This is a genomic window from Intrasporangium sp. Soil_C_50 (assembly GCF_057656595.1).
Genome location: NZ_JBDGKB010000019.1, coordinates 24731 through 40219, shown reverse-complemented (window position 1 = coordinate 40219; position 15489 = coordinate 24731). Strand labels below are relative to the sequence as shown.

Genomic DNA, 15489 nt, shown 5'->3' with positions numbered 1-15489 from the left:
GGGCCGGCTGGCCCGTCTCTGTCGAAGAAGGACGTGAACGATGATGCTAGCGACCCCTGCCAGGGTGCACGACGAGAAGGAGCGATGATGGTGCGACCGATCACCCTCTTCACCGGCCAGTGGGCCGACCTGCCCTTCGAGGAGGTGTGCCGCCTCGCAGGGGAGTGGGGCTACGACGGCCTCGAGATCGCCTGCTGGGGCGACCACTTCGAGGTCGACCGCGCCCTGACCGAGGACGGCTACGTCGAGTCGCGCCTCGAGATCCTCGCCAAGCACGACCTCAAGGTGTGGGCGATCTCCAACCACCTCGTCGGTCAGGCCGTCTGCGACGACCCCATCGACCACCGGCACCAGGACATCCTGCCTGCGGCCGTGTGGGGCGACGGCGACCCCGAGGGTGTCCGGCAGCGGGCCGCCGAGCGGATGGCCAACACCGCGCGGGCCGCCGCGAGGCTCGGCGTCGACACGGTCATCGGGTTCACCGGCTCTGCCGTGTGGAAGTACGTCGCGATGTTCCCGCCGGTGTCCGACGCCGTCATCCAGGAGGGGTACGCCGACTTCGCCCGGCGCTGGAACCCGATCCTCGACGTCTTCGACGAGGTCGGTGTGAGGTTCGCGCACGAGGTGCACCCGAGCGAGATGGCCTACGACTACTGGAGCACCGTGGCGACGCTCGAGGCCATCGGGCACCGCGAGGCCTTCGGCCTCAACTGGGACCCGAGCCACATGGTGTGGCAGGACCTCGACCCGGCAGCCTTCATCTGGGACTTCAAGGACCGGATCTACCACGTCGACTGCAAGGACACCCGCAAGCGGATCGGCAACGGCCGCAACGGTCGTCTCGGCTCGCACCTGCCCTGGGGCGACCCGCGCCGCGGCTGGGACTTCGTCTCCACCGGGCACGGTGACGTGCCGTGGGAGGATTGCTTCCGCACCCTCAACGCGATCGGCTACGACGGCCCGATCAGCATCGAGTGGGAGGACGCCGGCATGGACCGACTCGTCGGAGCGCCCGGTGCGCTCGAGTACGTCCGCGACCTCAACTTCGAGCGCCCCGACGCGGCCTTCGACGCCGCCTTCAGCAGCAGCAGCAAGGACTGACGCCGGGGTCAACGGGCCGGGTCACCGACCCACGACACCCGTCGAGTGGGCACGTTGTCACGGGCAGAGTGCCCACTCGACCGTGACAAAGTGCCCACTCGACGGTGAGGAGGTCTAGCGTCGGCCCATGGCCATCGACGCCGGCAGCCCACTCGTCCAGGTCGCCCTGCACGCCGACGACCTCGCCCGTGCCACCGCGTTCTACGCCGACCTGCTCGGCACGCGGCCGGTGGCTTCGTTCGAGCCGCCGGGTCTCGTCTTCTTCGACCGCGGCGGCGTCCGGCTCCTGCTCGACCGCGGTGCGCCGAGCGCGCTGCTCTACCACCGCGTCGACGACATCGAGGCCACGGTGGAGCGGCTGCGCGGCGCCGGGGTCTCCGTCGAGTCCGAGCCGCACGTCATCTTCGGCCACGACGACGACACGCTCGGTCCGGCCGGCACCGACGAGTGGATGGCGTTCGTCACCGACCCCGAGGGCAACCTCGTCGGCCTCGTCGAGCAGCGCCCGCGTTCCGCCTCCTGACCGGCGTGCCGAAAGACGGGCCGAAGACGTGTCGTCCCACTGTCGATTGCGCCTCCGACCGTTCGTGTAGAGGGTGAGAGCAGGCGAACCGTCCCGCTCCGCACCTCACGACCGAGAGGCACGACGATGACGACCACGGCTTCCACCGGTTCGACCACCGGCACGACGACTGCGACAGGTACCCCGATGAGGACCTACCTCATCACCCTCTACTCCCCGGACGGGCCGACGCCGCCCCCGGAGGTCCTCGGCCCGATCATGGCCGAGCTCGAGACGATCAACGCCGACATCCGGGCGGCCGGCGGCTGGGTCTTCGCCGGCGGCCTCGGCGACCTGTCGGCGGCCACGACGATCCGCACGAGCGGCTCCGGCGAGGCCGTGCTCACCGACGGCCCCTTCCTCGAGGCGAAGGAGCACCTCGGCGGCCTCACCATCGTCCGCGCGCCCGACTACGACGTCGCACTCGGCTGGGCGCAGCGCACCGCGAAGGCCACCGGTCTCGCCGTCGAGATCCGCCCCTTCGTCGACATGGACGACCCGGGCCAGCGGCCCGAGGCCGGCTGAGCACCCAGCCACGCATGTCGGTCACGACCGACGACATCGCCCGGGTGTTCCGCCAGGAGCACGGGCGGGCGGTGGCCGTCCTCATCCGCGTCCTCGGCGACATCGACCTCGCCGAGGACGCGGTCCAGGACGCCTTCACCGTCGCCGTCGAGCGGTGGCCCCGCGACGGCCTGCCGCCGAGCCCGGCCGGCTGGATCATCACGACCGCCCGCAACCGGGCCGTCGACCGGCTCCGGCGCGAGGCCGCGCGCGACGGCAAGCATGCCGAGTCGGCCCTGCTCACGGCATCCGACGACACCCTGCACGACCACTGGAAGGAGGGCCCCGTGCGCGACGACCGCCTACGGCTCGTCTTCACGTGCTGCCACCCCGCGCTGGCCCCCGAGGCCCGCGTCGCCCTGACGTTGCGGCTCCTCGGCGGCCTCAGCACCCCCGAGATCGCCCACGCCTTCCTCGTGCCCGAGGCGACGATGGCGCAGCGGATCGTCCGTGCCAAGAAGAAGATTCGCGACACCGGCATCCCGTACCGGGTGCCCCGCGACGCCGACCTGCCCGACCGGCTCGCCTCGGTGCTCGCCGTCATCTACCTCGTCTTCACCGAGGGTCACACGGCGAGCGCCGGCGACGATCTCGGCCGGCCCGACCTCGCGGCCGAGGCGATCCGGCTCGGGCGCGTCCTCATCGAGCTGATGCCCGACGAGCCCGAGGCGGCGGGCCTGCTCGCGCTCATGCTCCTCACCGAGGCCCGACGCCCGGCCCGCACCGACGCGTCCGGCAAGCTCGTGCGCCTCGCCGACCAGGACCGCACCCGCTGGGACCACGCGGCGATCGCCGAGGGCCACGCGATCGTCCGGGCCTGCCTGCGACGCGGTGCGCCCGGCCCCTACCAGCTGCAGGCGGCGGTCAACGCCGTGCACACCGACGCGGCGAGCGCGGCCGACACCGACTGGCGTCAGGTCCTGGCCCTCTACGACCAGCTGCTCGTCGTCGTGCCGACCGACGTCGTGCGGCTCAACCGGGCCGTCGCCGTGGCCGAGGTCGACGGGCCGGCGGCCGGGCTGGCGCTCGTCGAGCCGCTCGCCCTCGATGGGTACACCTCCTTCCACGCCGTGCGCGCCGACCTGCTCGGACACCTGGGGCGCCTCGCGGACGCCGCTGCCGAGTGGGAGCGGGCGGCGGCGTCGAGCGACAACGTCACGGAGTCGGCCCACCTGGCCTCCCGGGCCTCCGGGAGTCGTAGATTGCTGGGGTGAGCGCGATCCCGGGCGACGCCCCGTTCGACCTCGCGGCGCCGTGGGGCGCCCGCAGCCACGTCACCGACCTCGACGGGCCGGTGCACTGGGTCGAGTTCGACCCGCCCGAGGGCCCCGGGGGCGCCGACGCGGCCGGCACGCCCGTCGTGCTCGTCCACGGCCTCGGCGGCTCGCACCTCAACTGGGTGCACGTCGGGCCGGCGCTCGCGGCCGGTCGGCGCGTCGTCGCCCTCGACCTGCCGGGCTTCGGGCTGACCCCGTCCGGGGGTCGCTCGACGAGCGTCCAGGCCAACGCCGGCGTGCTCGGGCGGTTCCTCGACGAGGTCGTCGGAGCGCCGGCGGTGCTCGTCGGCAACTCGATGGGCGGCATGATCTCGCTGCTGCTCGCCGACCGTTCGCCGGAGCGCGTGGCGGGCCTCGTGCTCGTCGACCCGGCCCTGCCGGCGCCGCGCCAGCGCCAGGACCGGCAGGTCGCCGTGACGTTCGCGCTCTACGCGGTGCCCCGCGTCGGCGAGCTGTTCCTGTCGCGGCTGCAGAGCCGGTACACCGACCGCCAGCGCGTGCTCGGCACGGTGCAGCTGTGCTTCGCCGACGCGTCGCGCGCCGACGGGGCGGTCATCGACGCCGGCGTCACCCTGTCGCGGTGGCGCGGCACCCTGCCCGCCAAGGACACCGAGTTCCTCGGCGCGGCGCGCTCGCTGCTCGCGGTGCTGCGCCGGCCGCGCCGCTACGACGCGCTCGTCTCCGGCATCGACCGGCCGGTCCTGCTCGTGCACGGCGACCGCGACCGGCTGGTGCCGTTCGCCGCCGCGCAGCGCACCGCCACCCGCAACCCGGCCTGGTCGACCGCCTGGCTCGAGGGCGTCGGGCACACCCCGCAGCTCGAGGTGCCCGAGCGCTTCCTCGCCGAGGTCGCCCCCTTCGTCGAGGGTGTCGACGCGGCCGGCGACGCCCGCGCCACCCACGACGTCCGCCGGCCCACCGCCGGGCCGGCCTGAGCGAGGAGGATGCCGTGGACGCCAACGCCTGGGACGAGCGGTACGCCGCGAGCGAGCTCGTGTGGTCGGCCGAGCCGAACCGGTTCGTCGCCGAGATCGTCGGCGCGCTGACGCCGGGCACCGCGCTCGACGTCGCGGCCGGCGAGGGCCGCAACGCCCTGTGGATGGTGCAGCAGGGCTGGAGCGTCGTCGCCACCGACTACTCGGCGGTCGCCGTCGACCGGATGCGGGCCCGCGCCGCCGCGCTGCTGGGCGACGACACGTCGCGCCTGACGCCGCTCGTCGCCGACGCCACGACGGCCGCGCCGGGCGACCCCGCCTCGTTCGACCTCGCGCTCTTCTCCTACCTCCAGCTGCCCCGGGAGCAGATGCAGGCGGCCTTCCGCGCGGGCGTGGAGGCGGTCCGCCCGGGCGGGCACGTGGTCGTCGTGTGCCACGCGGGGCGCAACCTCACCGAGGGCTGGGGCGGCCCGAGCTCACGTGAGGTGCTCCACGACCCCGACGAGGTGCTCGACCTCGTCGACGGCCTGCCGGTGGCGGTGCAGCACTCGGGCATCCGGGTACGGCCCGTGGACACCGACGACGGGCACCGTGAGGCCCTCGATACGGTCGTCGTGCTGACCCGGACCTGAGGACGAGGAGCCACGCGTGCGCATCGGACTGTTCGCGACCTGCCTCGGCGACGTCCTGTTCCCGGACGTGCCACGCGCGACGACCGCGCTGCTCGAGCGACTCGGTCACGAGGTGGTCTTCCCCTCCGACCAGACCTGCTGCGGCCAGATGCACACGAACACCGGCTACCAGCGCGATGCCGTGGGGCTCGTGCGTCACCACGTCGAGGTGTTCGAGCACGCGCTGGCCGGCGGCGTCGAGGCCGTCGTGGCTCCGTCGGGGTCGTGCGTCGGGTCGGTGCGCCACCAGCACGCTGATGTCGCCCGACGCGCGGGCGACGACGCGCTCGCCGAGCGGGCCGAGGCGGTGGCCGCTCGCACCTTCGAGCTGTCCGAGCTGCTCGTCGACGTGCTCGGCGTCACCGACGTCGGCGCCTCCTACCCGCACCGGGTCACCTACCACCCGACGTGCCACTCGCTCCGGATGCTGCGCGTGGGCGACCGGCCGCTGCAGCTGCTGCGCGCGGTCCGCGGCATCGACCTCGTCGAGCTCCCCGCGGCCGACTCGTGCTGCGGCTTCGGCGGCACCTTCGCCGTCAAGAACGCCGACACGTCCACGGCGATGCTCGCCGACAAGATGGCGGCGGTGCGCCAGACCCGCGCCGAGGTGCTGACCGCCGGCGACGCGTCGTGCCTCATGCACATCGGCGGCGGCCTCGCGCGGCTGCGCACCGGCGTGCGGCCAGTCCACCTCGCGCAGGTGCTCGCGAGCACCCAGGACGCGCCGTGGGAGGTGGGCGCATGACGACCCACCTCGGGATGCCGGGCCTGCGCCCACCCGCAGGGCACGGCAACCTCGCCGGCGACACGTCCTTCCCGACCGCGGCGCGCACGGCGCTCGCCGACACCCAGCTGCGCCGCAACCTCGGGCACGCCACCGCGACCATCCGCGCCAAGCGCGCGTCCGTCGTGGAGGAGGTGCCCGACTGGGAGGCGCTGCGCGACGCCGGTGCCGCGCTCAAGGCCGCGACGATGGCCCGGCTGCCCGAGCTGCTCGAGCAGCTCGAGGCCAACGTCACCGCCCGCGGCGGCCACGTGCACTGGGCCCGCGACGCCGCCGAGGCCAACGCGATCGTCACCGGCCTGGTGCGCGCCACCGGGGCCGACGAGGTCGTCAAGGTCAAGTCGATGGCGACCCAGGAGATCGGGCTCAACGAGGCGCTCGAGGCCGCCGGCATCGCCGCGCACGAGACCGACCTCGCCGAGCTGATCGTGCAGCTCGGCCACGACAAGCCCTCGCACATCCTCGTGCCGGCCATCCACCGCGGCCGGGCCGAGATCCGCGACATCTTCGTGCGCGAGATGCCCGGCGTCGACGCGTCGCTCACCGACGAGCCGGCCGTGCTCGCAGCCGCGGCCCGAGCACACCTGCGCGAGGTGTTCCTGCGGGCACGCGTCGCGGTGTCGGGCGCGAACTTCGCCGTGGCGCAAACCGGTTCGCTCGCCGTGGTCGAGTCGGAGGGCAACGGCCGCATGTGCCTGACGCTGCCTGACACCCTCATCACCGTCATGGGCATCGAGAAGCTCGTTCCGACGTGGCAGGACCTCGAGGTGTTCCTCCAGCTGCTGCCGCGCAGCTCGACCGGTGAGCGGATGAACCCGTACACGTCGACGTGGACCGGCGTGACGCCCGCCGACGGTCCGCAGGAGTTCCACCTCGTCCTCCTCGACAACGGCCGCACCCGGGTGCTCGCCGACGAGCAGGGCCGGTCGGCGCTGCACTGCATCCGCTGCTCGGCCTGCCTCAACGTGTGCCCGGTGTACGAGCGGGTCGGCGGCCACGCGTACGGGTCGGTGTACCCGGGCCCGATCGGGGCGATCCTGTCGCCGCAGCTGACCGGTCTCGACGGCGGCACCGGCGACGCGCACCCCAACGACTCCCTGCCCTACGCGTCGTCGCTGTGCGGGGCCTGCTACGACGTCTGCCCGGTCAAGATCCCGATCCCGGACCAGCTCGTCCGGTTGCGGGCCGAGCACGTCGAGGCGCATGCCGACACCCACCGCGTGCCCACGGCCGAGGCCGCCTCGATGCGCGCCGTGGCCTGGGTCATGGCCGACGCCGGCCGTTTCGCTCGGGCCGGGCGCGCAGCGACCAGGGCGCGCAAGGGGATCCGGGGCGGCAAGCCGGTGGTTCCCCTGCCGCCGCCGTTCTCCGGGTGGACCGCCTCGCGCGACCTTCCCGACCTGCCGGCCGAGACGTTCCGCGACTGGTGGGCCCGCACGCGTGGAGAGGGGGCCGGCTCGTGAGCGCCCGCGACGAGGTGCTCGCACGCGTCCGCGACGCCCTGGGCCCGACGCCGGAGGTGCCCGACGTGCCGCGCGGGTACCGGCGCGTCGGCGAGCACGAGGTCGGCTCGGAGGCGCTCGTCGAGCAGCTCGTCGACCGCCTCGAGGACTACCGGGCCACCGTCGTGCGATGTGATGCCGACGACGGCTCGGTCCGTGATGCCGTGGCCTCCGCGGTGTCGGATGCATTGTCCCGCAAGGGGATCGACGACGGCTATGACGAAGCGCCTTCGCTCCTGCACGCGCCCGGGCTGCCGGCCGCGTGGGTGGAGGGACTGGCGTCCCGGCCCGACGACGGCGCCATGGCCGCGCGCGGCCTCGACGCCGTCGCCGCGGTCGTCACCGCGTCGGTCCTCGCCGTGTCGGAGACCGGCACCGTGGTGCTCGACGGCTCGCCCCCGTGCGGTCGCCGCGCCCTGACGCTCGTGCCTGACGTCCACGTCTGCGTGCTGCGCGTCGCCGACGTCGTGCAGACCGTGCCCGAGGCGCTGGCGCGCCTCGACCCGACACGTCCGCTCACGTTCGTCAGCGGACCCTCGGCCACGAGCGACATCGAGCTGAGCCGCGTCGAGGGTGTGCACGGCCCCCGCACGCTCGTCGTCGTCCTCGCCGGCTGACCGGTCGGCACCCGCACGACGTCCCTGTGCGCGGCCGTCCGTCACGTGCCCGGCGCGCGGCCGGCGCGCGGCCGGCGGCCGGGCGCTCCTCGCCCGCGACCGGCGACAAGGACCCAGCAGTCGGTGGCGCGGCCGTTGCTTAAGCGCTCAGCATTGCTCCGTCAGGTGAGCCACCGGCCGTGCCGACACCAAGGGACGCCGAGCTGGCCCGCCTGGTGGAGCAACGCAGAGGCGGCGGCGACCAAGGACGTCGAGGAGATGGTGTCCCTCTGGAGCCTCTGCTGTGGACGGTGGTCCCGCGGCGCGTGCCTCAGCGGCGGCCGTACTTCTTGTGGACGGCCTGCCGGCTGACGCCGAGCGCGTCCGCGATCTCGGTCCAGGCCATCCCGCCGATCCGGGCCCGCCGCACGACCGTGGCCTCGGTGCGGTCGGCCGCCCGGCGCAGCTCGCGCGCCGCGGCGAGGGCCACGCGAGGGTCGTCGTCCCCGGTCGCGATCGCGGTGCGCACCACGTCGTCCACCTCCATCCGTCCACCCCTTCGATGTCAACCTGTGTTGACGAGGGTAGGCCGCCCGGCGCGTGGTCGTCAACCACGGTTGACAGACTGGGGGCTGGACGATCTTCGCATCGCGGGTGGACCATGGATGCGCATGGAGGGGTCGCCATGGACGTACAGACCGGTTTCGAGCAGCACGCGCCCGGCCGCGGTGCCGTGACCTCGGCGAGCCCGTTGGCCGCCCCGGTTGCAGGCGACGGGCTCGCCACCCACCTGGAACGCGTCCGGGCCCACCGGGCCGAGCTGCGCGAGTCGGTGTCGGCCGTCGGTTCGGCCCTCGACTCGCCGCTCGCCCGCGGCGGGATGTGGCGCGAACGGGTCCGGGCCGCCCTCGCCGAGCTGTCCCACGACTTCGAGGACCATGTCAGCCTGACCGAGAGCAGCGGCGGCGTCTACGAGCGGGCGGCCCACGCGGCGCCGCGCCTGTCCGGCACCGCAGGCCGGCTCCGGGCCGAGCACGTCGACCTGCGCGACTCGATCCGCGGCTACCTCGCGGTCCTCGAGCACGGCGGCACCATGGCCGACCTGCCGGTCTTCCGCGAGGAGGTCGCCCGGCTCGTCACGCGGCTGGTGCGGCACCGGAGCAAGGGCGACGACATGCTCCACGAGGCCTACGACGTCGACCTCGGCGGTTCGGACTGAACCGCCCGTCCGATACGCCGAGGGGTATCATCGGGGGGTCCCGACCAGACCAGGAGGCCCGTCGATGGAGCTCGACCCCGACGAGATGAAGGCCGTCGTCAAGCGGCTCAACCGTGCGCAGGGCCAGATCGGCGGCATCGTCCGCATGATCGAGGACGGCCGCGACTGCCAGGACATCGTCACCCAGCTCGCCGCGGTGTCCAAGGCCCTCGACCGGGCCGGGTTCGCCGTCATCGCCCTCGGCCTGCGCCAGTGCCTCGCCGACCCCGACAACAACGAGATGGACGTCGACATGATGCAGCGTCTGTTCCTCTCGCTCGCCTGAGGTCCCATGGCGACCTCTGAGGCGTCGGGCGCGCGGCGACGGCCGGCGACGGGCTCGCGTCAGCCCACGGGCCGCTCAAGGTCGCTGGGCTCGAAGCGAGGCCGCAGTGTGAACCCCGACGCGCCGTCGCTGCTCGTGCGCGACGCGAGCACCTGGTGCAGCTGGATGTCACCCTGCTCGAAGGAGATCCGCGAGCCGGCGAGGTAGAGGCCCCAGACGCGCGCCGTACCGAGGCCGGCGAGCTCGACGCAGCGGTCCCAGTTCTTGGAGAGGTTGGCGTTCCAGGCCCCGCACGTGCGGGCGTAGTGCTCGCGGAGGTTCTCGTGGTGGCGCACCTCGAAACCCTCGTCCTCCATGACGCGCACGATGTCGCCCGACCCGGTCAGCTCGCCGTCGGGGAAGACGTACTTGTTGATGAAGCCGCGCTGCGGCAGGCCCGCGTGGCGGTTGTCGGCCCGGGTGATGCAGTGGTTGAGCAGCCGGCCCTCGTCGCGCAGCCGCTCGCGCAGGAAGCGGAAGTAGGACGGGTAGTTGCGCACCCCGATGTGCTCGGTCAGGCCGATCGAGCTGATGGCGTCGAAGCCGCGCTCGGTGACGTCGCGGTAGTCGCCGTGGCGCACCTCTGCGCGCCCGTCGAGCCCCTCGGCCGTGATGGCGCGCTGGGCCCACGTCGCCTGCTCGCGGGAGAGGGTCACCCCGAGGGCCGTGACGCCGTAGTGCTTGACCGCGTGGCGCACCATCCCGCCCCAGCCGCAGCCGACGTCGAGCAGACGCATGCCCGGTCGCAGCCCGAGCTTCTGCGCCACGAGGTCGTACTTGTAGGCCTGCGCCTCCTCGAGGGAGGCGGTCTCGGTGGGGTAGCAGGCGCACGTGTACGTCATCGAGGGCCCGAGGACGAGCTCGTAGAAGTCGTTCGACACGTCGTAGTGGTGGCTGATCGCCTCGGCGTCGCGGGTGCGGCCGTGGCGCAGGCCGTGGGCCAGGCGCCGCAGCTGCCCGGGCGTCTCCTCCCGCGGGATCGGCGGCACGTGCACGCCGTTCGACCCGACGAGGCGCGCCACCTCGAGCAGGTCTCGCGCGCCCGGGCGCTTGGGATGCAGGCCGACGCCCAGCATCCGGAGCACCGCATAGGGGTCGCCCTCGTCGATGTCGTCGATGACGAGCTCGCCCAGCAGGTAGGCCCGGGCCAGGCCCAGGTCGCCGGGTGCCGTCACGAGATGGTTCAGGGCCTCCGGGCCGGTGAGGCGCACGACGAGACCGTCCGGGCTGCCCCCGGTCGACCCGTCCCACGCGACCAACCGCACCGGCGCGTCCGGCCCGTAGACCCGGTCGAACGCCTCGCCCACCGTCAGCGTCGTCATCCTGCTCGCACCGCCTTCTCGTAGAGGGTCGGGAGCCGACCCGCGGGGTCGTACCTGTGCTTGGCGGCGGTGTAGGGCGCGCCGCCGTAGAGGCGCGCGAACGCCTCCTCGTCGTAGTACGCGTCGGAATAGAGCGACTTGTGCCCGCCGAGGCGCGTCACCTCGTCCTCGATGCGGCGGTTGACGTCGCCGTCGGCGTCGCCCGACTCGATCGGGACGGACGACCAGAACCCGACGTTGACGTACGGCTCGCCCCGACGCATGGGGTAGAGCGGCCAGGGCGTCTCGGCACCGGCACCCCGTGCCGAGGCCGATGCGTGGGGTCCCCTGTCGCGCAGCTGGATCGGGCAGAGCCAGACCGGCTCGATGCGGACCTCGCGCAGGAACCACTCGACGAACTCGGCCGTGCGGTCGAGGGGGATCTCGACGTCCTGCACGACGCGCTCGCGGGGCGGCAGGCCGCGGAGCCGGTCGAGCCGGGCCATCGGGTGGTACCGGTTCTCGAGGGCGACGATCTTCCAGTACACGTCGCTGCGCAGCAGGTGCTTGGGCCAGAGCCGCCGCACGGCCGGGACCTGCGCCCCGAAGGCGCGGCTGCACCAGAACCAGTCGGTGTCCCAGCGCCAGAGGTAGTCGTGGGCCGAGAGCGCGTCGGTGCGCCGGTGCTGGATCGAGCGGTAGAAGACATGCTCGCCGGTGTAGTCGCTCGGACGCGTCCCGTGAGGCAGGTCGTCGGACCAGCGCCCGAGCGTCAGGTACGTCTCGCGCGGGCCGAACACGACGCCGTCGACGAAGTCGACCCGCTCGCCCGACCACGCGGCGTCCGCCATGACGGCACCGACCGCCTCGACGAGGGCCGCGACGCCGTCGAACCGGACGTGCCGCAGCAGCACCCACGGGTGCGCCGGCTCGAGCTCGATGACGAGGTCGAGCACGTACCCGAGCGACCCGTAGGAGTTCGGGAAGGCGCGGAACAGCTCGGCGTGCTCGCCGTCGGGGGTGGCGGTGACGACCTCGCCCGCCCCGGTGAGCACCCGCATCTCGACGACCGACTCGTGCGGCAGGCCGTTGCGGAACGAGGCCGCCTCGATGCCGAGACCGGCGACGGCCCCGCCGATGGTGATGGTCCTCAGCTGCGGCACGACGAGCGGCACGAAGCCGTGCGGAAGCAGCTCGTCGACGAGCTGCTCGTACGTCGTCAGGCCACCGACGCGTGCCGTGCAGGCCTCCGGGTCGACGTCGACGACGCCGGTGAGGCCCGACAGGTCGAGGCCGGGGGCGTCCGTTGGCGTGCGGGACCGGAAGAGGTTCGAGGTGCGCTTGGCCAGGCGCACCCGGGCACCCGGCGGGATGGCCGCGAAGGACCGGCGGGCGGCCTCGACGGCACGCTCGTGGTCGCGCAGCCGCTCGCTCGTGCCGGGCGGACGCGTCAGGGAGGTGACCTGACCGGTTGCCACCCTCCTACTCAAGCACGGCCGTGGGCCGCTCGGCGGCCAGTCGGGGGGCTCCCAGCGAAATCACATGTTCGGCGCCGACGGGCCCGATGGCGGCGTTCACTCGCGTGCCAGGAGCGTGAGTCCGAGGCCGACCATCATCGTGCCGCCGGCCGCGCCGAGGCGGTCGAGCCGGGCCGGCTTGCGGGCGAACCAGTCGCGGGCCTTCGACGCGGCCAGCGCCCAGGCGCTGTCCGAGCAGACGGCCATCGCCCCGAAGACGACGCCGAGGACGGCCATCTGCAGGCCCACGTGCCCGGCGGGCGTGTTCGTGAACTGGGGCAGGAAGGCGAGGAAGAAGAGGATCGTCTTCGGGTTGGTGACCCCGACGACGAAGCCGATGCGCAGGGCGTGGCCGCGCTTGGCCGCGACCTGGGCCTCGAGTGCCTCGCGGGCTTCCGCGCGGTGGCGGATGGCCTGGATGCCGAGCCAGATGACGTAGCCGGCGCCGGCGACCTTGACGACCGTGTAGGCCGTGGTGCTCGCCGCGACGACGGCGCCGAGGCCGACCGACACGAGCAGCACCTGCGTCGTGACGCCGAGGGCGTTGCCGACGACCGACAGCAGCGCCTCGCGTCGGCCGACGGTCAGGGCGCGGCCGATGGTGAACAGCAGGCTCGGGCCCGGCACCTGGATGAACAGGAGCGAGGCGACGAGGAAGGCGATCCACTGGCTCGAGCTGGGCACCGGTCCAGTGTGCTCCTACGCCCCAGATATCGACATGCGTTTTCCGCGGGCCGGACACTAGCGTCGGGCGCCATGACCGACGCGACCGATCCCACCCGCACCGACCCGCCGCTCGCCGCCGACGAGGCCACGACGCTCGTCGCCTTCCTCGACTACCACCGCGACACGCTGCGCTGGAAGACCGCCGGCCTCACCGCCGAGCAGCTCGCGACGCCGCACCCGCCCTCGACCCTGACCCTCGGCGCCCTGCTCAAGCACGTCGCGCTCAACGAGGCCAGCTGGTTCGGCCGGGTGCTGCACGGGCGGCCGATGGGCGAGCCGTGGGACTCCGCCGACTGGGACGCCGACCCCGACTGGGAGCTGACCTCGGCGAAGGACGACAGCCCGGAGGAGCTGCACCGGCTCATGGACGAGGCGGTCGCGACCGCTCGCCGGCACATCGACGAGGCGCTCGCCGCGGGCGGCCTGGACCGGCTGTCGGTGGTGTCCTCGCGCAAGGAGGGCCGCCAGTTCAGCCTCCGTTGGATCCTGCTGCACATGATCGAGGAGTACGCGCGGCACAACGGCCACGCCGACCTCATCCGCGAGTCGCTCGACGGCGTCACGGGGGAGTGACGCCAGCGGCCGAGGCCGCCCGCCGCAGGCAGAAGCGTCGAAGCGGCTCGGCGGGCAGCACCTCGGCGAGCTCGCGGTAGCGGGCCGCCGCGGACGCCCGCCGACCGGTGCGCCACTCGAGGTCCGCGAGGGCGAGGGCGGCGTCGCGGCTCGCGTAACCGGGCGCGGCGTCGGCGAGCAGGGTCAGCTCGCGCTCGACGTCGGCGAGCGTTGGGACATGCGTGAGCGTCGCTGTTTGGACGCGTCCGGCGAGGTGGGCGTGCGCGGTCGCGGCGAGGCGGGCGACGCGGACCGCGGGGGAGGGCCACCGCTCCTCGAGCGCGCCGTAGAGCTGGACGATGCGCGGCCAGTCGGTCGCCGCGAACGTCGGGGCGGCGGTGTGCAGCCCGGCGATGGCAGCTTCGATCGCGAAGCGGCCGTCGCCGGTCGTGGCAGCCGTCGCGTCGTCGAGTCCGGCGGCGACGAGGGCGTGGTCCCACCGGCGGCGGTCCACCTCGTCGAGGGCCAGCCCGGTGCCGTCGGCGTCGAGACGGCCGGGCCGACGCGCGAGGCCGAGCCGGATGACGGCCCGCAGCCCGCGCACCTCGGGGTCGTCCGGGTGCTCGGCGACGAGCGCGTCGGCGATGGAGAGGGCCTGGCGGCCCGTGTCGGCGAGGGCGTCTGCCGGGTCGAGCACGGTGCGGTGGGCGACGGTGAACATCCCGGACACGCAGGCGAGGACGACCGGCAGGCGCCGGTCTCGCTCGACGGCCTCGGGCACGTGAAAGGTGCCGCGGGCCTCCGTCAGCGCCTTCTTCGCGCGGGTGAGCCGGGCCGCGGCCGCGGCGTCCTGCACCCCGAGGTGGCCGGCGATCTCCGGGACCGTGAGGCCGCAGACGACGCGGAGCGCGAGGACCATCCGCGACGCCGGGGAGAGCGCCTCGTCGCAGGCGACGTAGAGCAGCGCGAGGCGGTCGTCGAGGCCCTCGCGGGCCAGGTCGTCGGGATCCATGGCGGTGGGGTCCGCCTCGGGCCGGGCGAGCTGCGGGGCGAGCCGGTCGAGCGTGGCGCGGCGACGCGTGTCGTCGAGCCAGGCCCGCTTGGCCACGGTCGTGCACCAGGCCGCCCACGAGTCGATGGGCGTGCCGGTGCGACGCTCGTGGTCCGCGGCGCGCGCTACGGCCTCGGCGGCGTACTCCTCCGCGTCGTCGAGGCTGCCGGTGAAGGAGGCGAGGACGCGCACGATGCGCGGCCACGCCTCCTCGAACTCACCCGGCGCGAGGGGCACTCACATCCCCGTCGGGAAGACCTTGCGCCACTCGACGTGCCCGCCCGAGGGGACGAGCGCCGCGATCCGACGCGCGGTGTCCTCGTCATCGGTCTCGACGAGGTAGAACCCGGTGATGACCTCGGCGGTGTCGGTGAACGGCCCGTCGGTGTAGACGGCGTCCTCGACCTTCCGGTCACCGGTGCCGGGCTTGACGGTGCCGCCGTGGCGGGCGTTCTGCAGCGCGGCGCCGCCGACGATGCGGGCCCCCATCCGGGCGACGGCCTCCTGGAAGGCCTGGTGCTCGGGGAAGGAGGACTCGAGGTCGGCCGGTGCCTCGGCGGTGGCGACGGCGGTGCCGCCCATCCCGGGCGTGCTGCCGGGCGCGGACGGGTCCTTGCCGGCGGGGGCGCTCGCACCGGGGGCGCCGGCGAGGAAGGCGTCGGAGTTCCAGTCGCCCTCGTGGATGATGTAGGCGTACGTGTCGGTCATGGTCGGCTCCTCGTTCGTGGGTGCGTGACGCCTCTCGTCACATCATCCTGACGAACTCG

At 73.7% G+C, this 15489-nt stretch carries 17 protein-coding genes and 1 pseudogene; 12 read left to right on the top strand and 6 right to left on the bottom strand.

Annotation, left to right across the window (positions count from 1 at the left end; genetic code table 11):
• Positions 1-87: 87 nt before the first annotated feature.
• From AC3A5R_RS22065 to AC3A5R_RS22025, 9 genes are all read left to right on the top strand, one after another.
• Positions 88-1101 (top strand): sugar phosphate isomerase/epimerase family protein, encoded by a 1014-nt coding sequence (locus tag AC3A5R_RS22065; protein WP_487622925.1) that lies wholly within the window; start codon positions 88-90, stop codon positions 1099-1101.
• Positions 1102-1228: 127 nt separating this feature from the next.
• Complete coding sequence (locus AC3A5R_RS22060; protein ID WP_487622924.1) at positions 1229-1624, top strand: VOC family protein; 396 nt, start codon at positions 1229-1231, stop codon at positions 1622-1624.
• 186 nt (positions 1625-1810) lie between these two features.
• On the top strand, positions 1811-2188 hold the full coding sequence (locus AC3A5R_RS22055) for a YciI family protein (protein ID WP_487622923.1): 378 nt from the start codon (positions 1811-1813) through the stop codon (positions 2186-2188).
• Between the two features lie 14 nt (positions 2189-2202).
• Complete coding sequence (locus AC3A5R_RS22050; protein ID WP_487622922.1) at positions 2203-3441, top strand: RNA polymerase sigma factor; 1239 nt, start codon at positions 2203-2205, stop codon at positions 3439-3441.
• Complete coding sequence (locus tag AC3A5R_RS22045; RefSeq protein WP_487622921.1) at positions 3438-4439, top strand: alpha/beta fold hydrolase; 1002 nt, start codon at positions 3438-3440, stop codon at positions 4437-4439. The genes AC3A5R_RS22050 and AC3A5R_RS22045 overlap by 4 nt, the downstream gene beginning before the upstream one ends.
• A 14-nt stretch (positions 4440-4453) precedes the next feature.
• The gene (locus AC3A5R_RS22040; RefSeq protein WP_487622920.1) at positions 4454-5071 is read left to right on the top strand and encodes a class I SAM-dependent methyltransferase; all 618 of its coding nucleotides are present in this window, start codon (positions 4454-4456) and stop codon (positions 5069-5071) included.
• Between the two features lie 16 nt (positions 5072-5087).
• Positions 5088-5855, top strand: a complete 768-nt coding sequence (locus AC3A5R_RS22035) for a (Fe-S)-binding protein (protein WP_487622919.1) — start codon at positions 5088-5090, stop codon at positions 5853-5855.
• Positions 5852-7357, top strand: coding sequence for a LutB/LldF family L-lactate oxidation iron-sulfur protein (locus AC3A5R_RS22030; RefSeq protein ID WP_487622918.1), 1506 nt, complete (start codon positions 5852-5854; stop codon positions 7355-7357). The genes AC3A5R_RS22035 and AC3A5R_RS22030 overlap by 4 nt, the downstream gene beginning before the upstream one ends.
• Complete coding sequence (locus AC3A5R_RS22025; protein ID WP_487622917.1) at positions 7354-8013, top strand: LutC/YkgG family protein; 660 nt, start codon at positions 7354-7356, stop codon at positions 8011-8013. The genes AC3A5R_RS22030 and AC3A5R_RS22025 overlap by 4 nt, the downstream gene beginning before the upstream one ends.
• Positions 8014-8323: 310 nt before the next feature.
• Here the strand turns inward: AC3A5R_RS22025 and AC3A5R_RS22020 are convergent.
• Positions 8324-8542 (bottom strand): annotated as a pseudogene (locus AC3A5R_RS22020) (ECF-type sigma factor); the annotation flags it as partial.
• Between the two features lie 135 nt (positions 8543-8677).
• Between AC3A5R_RS22020 and AC3A5R_RS22015 the strand changes: the two are divergent.
• Positions 8678-9211: a hemerythrin domain-containing protein gene (locus AC3A5R_RS22015; protein WP_487622916.1), complete on the top strand. Its 534-nt coding sequence runs from the start codon at positions 8678-8680 to the stop codon at positions 9209-9211.
• 64 nt (positions 9212-9275) lie between these two features.
• Positions 9276-9536 (top strand): metal-sensitive transcriptional regulator, encoded by a 261-nt coding sequence (locus AC3A5R_RS22010; RefSeq protein ID WP_487622915.1) that lies wholly within the window; start codon positions 9276-9278, stop codon positions 9534-9536.
• 59 nt (positions 9537-9595) lie between these two features.
• Here AC3A5R_RS22010 and AC3A5R_RS22005 read toward each other — a convergent pair whose 3' ends face one another.
• From AC3A5R_RS22005 to AC3A5R_RS21995, 3 genes are all read right to left on the bottom strand, one after another.
• A complete protein-coding gene (locus AC3A5R_RS22005; RefSeq protein WP_487622914.1) occupies positions 9596-10897 on the bottom strand; it encodes a class I SAM-dependent methyltransferase in 1302 nt (433 codons plus the stop codon).
• Positions 10894-12354 (bottom strand): FAD-binding oxidoreductase, encoded by a 1461-nt coding sequence (locus tag AC3A5R_RS22000; RefSeq protein WP_487622913.1) that lies wholly within the window; start codon positions 12352-12354, stop codon positions 10894-10896. Before AC3A5R_RS22000 ends, AC3A5R_RS22005 begins: the two co-directional genes overlap by 4 nt.
• A gap of 96 nt (positions 12355-12450) precedes the next feature.
• Complete coding sequence (locus AC3A5R_RS21995) at positions 12451-13077, bottom strand: LysE family translocator (RefSeq protein WP_487622912.1); 627 nt, start codon at positions 13075-13077, stop codon at positions 12451-12453.
• A gap of 72 nt (positions 13078-13149) precedes the next feature.
• Here AC3A5R_RS21995 and AC3A5R_RS21990 point away from each other — a divergent pair, with 72 nt between their 5' ends.
• Positions 13150-13692 carry a DinB family protein gene (locus AC3A5R_RS21990; RefSeq protein WP_487622911.1) on the top strand — a complete coding sequence of 181 codons (543 nt, stop codon included), beginning with the start codon at positions 13150-13152 and terminating at the stop codon, positions 13690-13692.
• On the opposite strand, the gene AC3A5R_RS21985 is transcribed toward AC3A5R_RS21990, so the two are convergent.
• Together AC3A5R_RS21985 and AC3A5R_RS21980 are read right to left on the bottom strand one after the other, a co-directional pair.
• The gene (locus tag AC3A5R_RS21985) at positions 13679-14959 is read right to left on the bottom strand and encodes a sigma-70 family RNA polymerase sigma factor (protein WP_487622910.1); all 1281 of its coding nucleotides are present in this window, start codon (positions 14957-14959) and stop codon (positions 13679-13681) included. The genes AC3A5R_RS21990 and AC3A5R_RS21985 overlap by 14 nt on opposite strands.
• A complete protein-coding gene (locus AC3A5R_RS21980) occupies positions 14960-15430 on the bottom strand; it encodes a YciI family protein (protein ID WP_487622909.1) in 471 nt (156 codons plus the stop codon).
• Positions 15431-15489 lie beyond the last annotated feature (59 nt).

Bases quoted from the DNA above. Each gene is read 5' to 3' on its own strand.
- AC3A5R_RS21980 (WP_487622909.1), bottom strand. From the start codon at position 15,430: ATGACCGACACGTACGCCTACATCATCCACGAGGGCGACTGGAACTCC.
- AC3A5R_RS22050 (WP_487622922.1), top strand. From the start codon at position 2,203: ATGTCGGTCACGACCGACGACATCGCCCGGGTGTTCCGCCAGGAGCAC.
- AC3A5R_RS22010 (WP_487622915.1), top strand. From the start codon at position 9,276: ATGGAGCTCGACCCCGACGAGATGAAGGCCGTCGTCAAGCGGCTCAAC.
- AC3A5R_RS22055 (WP_487622923.1), top strand. From the start codon at position 1,811: ATGAGGACCTACCTCATCACCCTCTACTCCCCGGACGGGCCGACGCCG.
- AC3A5R_RS22015 (WP_487622916.1), top strand. From the start codon at position 8,678: ATGGACGTACAGACCGGTTTCGAGCAGCACGCGCCCGGCCGCGGTGCC.
- AC3A5R_RS22065 (WP_487622925.1), top strand. From the start codon at position 88: ATGGTGCGACCGATCACCCTCTTCACCGGCCAGTGGGCCGACCTGCCC.
- AC3A5R_RS22005 (WP_487622914.1), bottom strand. From the start codon at position 10,897: ATGACGACGCTGACGGTGGGCGAGGCGTTCGACCGGGTCTACGGGCCG.
- AC3A5R_RS22030 (WP_487622918.1), top strand. From the start codon at position 5,852: ATGACGACCCACCTCGGGATGCCGGGCCTGCGCCCACCCGCAGGGCAC.
- AC3A5R_RS21990 (WP_487622911.1), top strand. From the start codon at position 13,150: ATGACCGACGCGACCGATCCCACCCGCACCGACCCGCCGCTCGCCGCC.
- AC3A5R_RS22060 (WP_487622924.1), top strand. From the start codon at position 1,229: ATGGCCATCGACGCCGGCAGCCCACTCGTCCAGGTCGCCCTGCACGCC.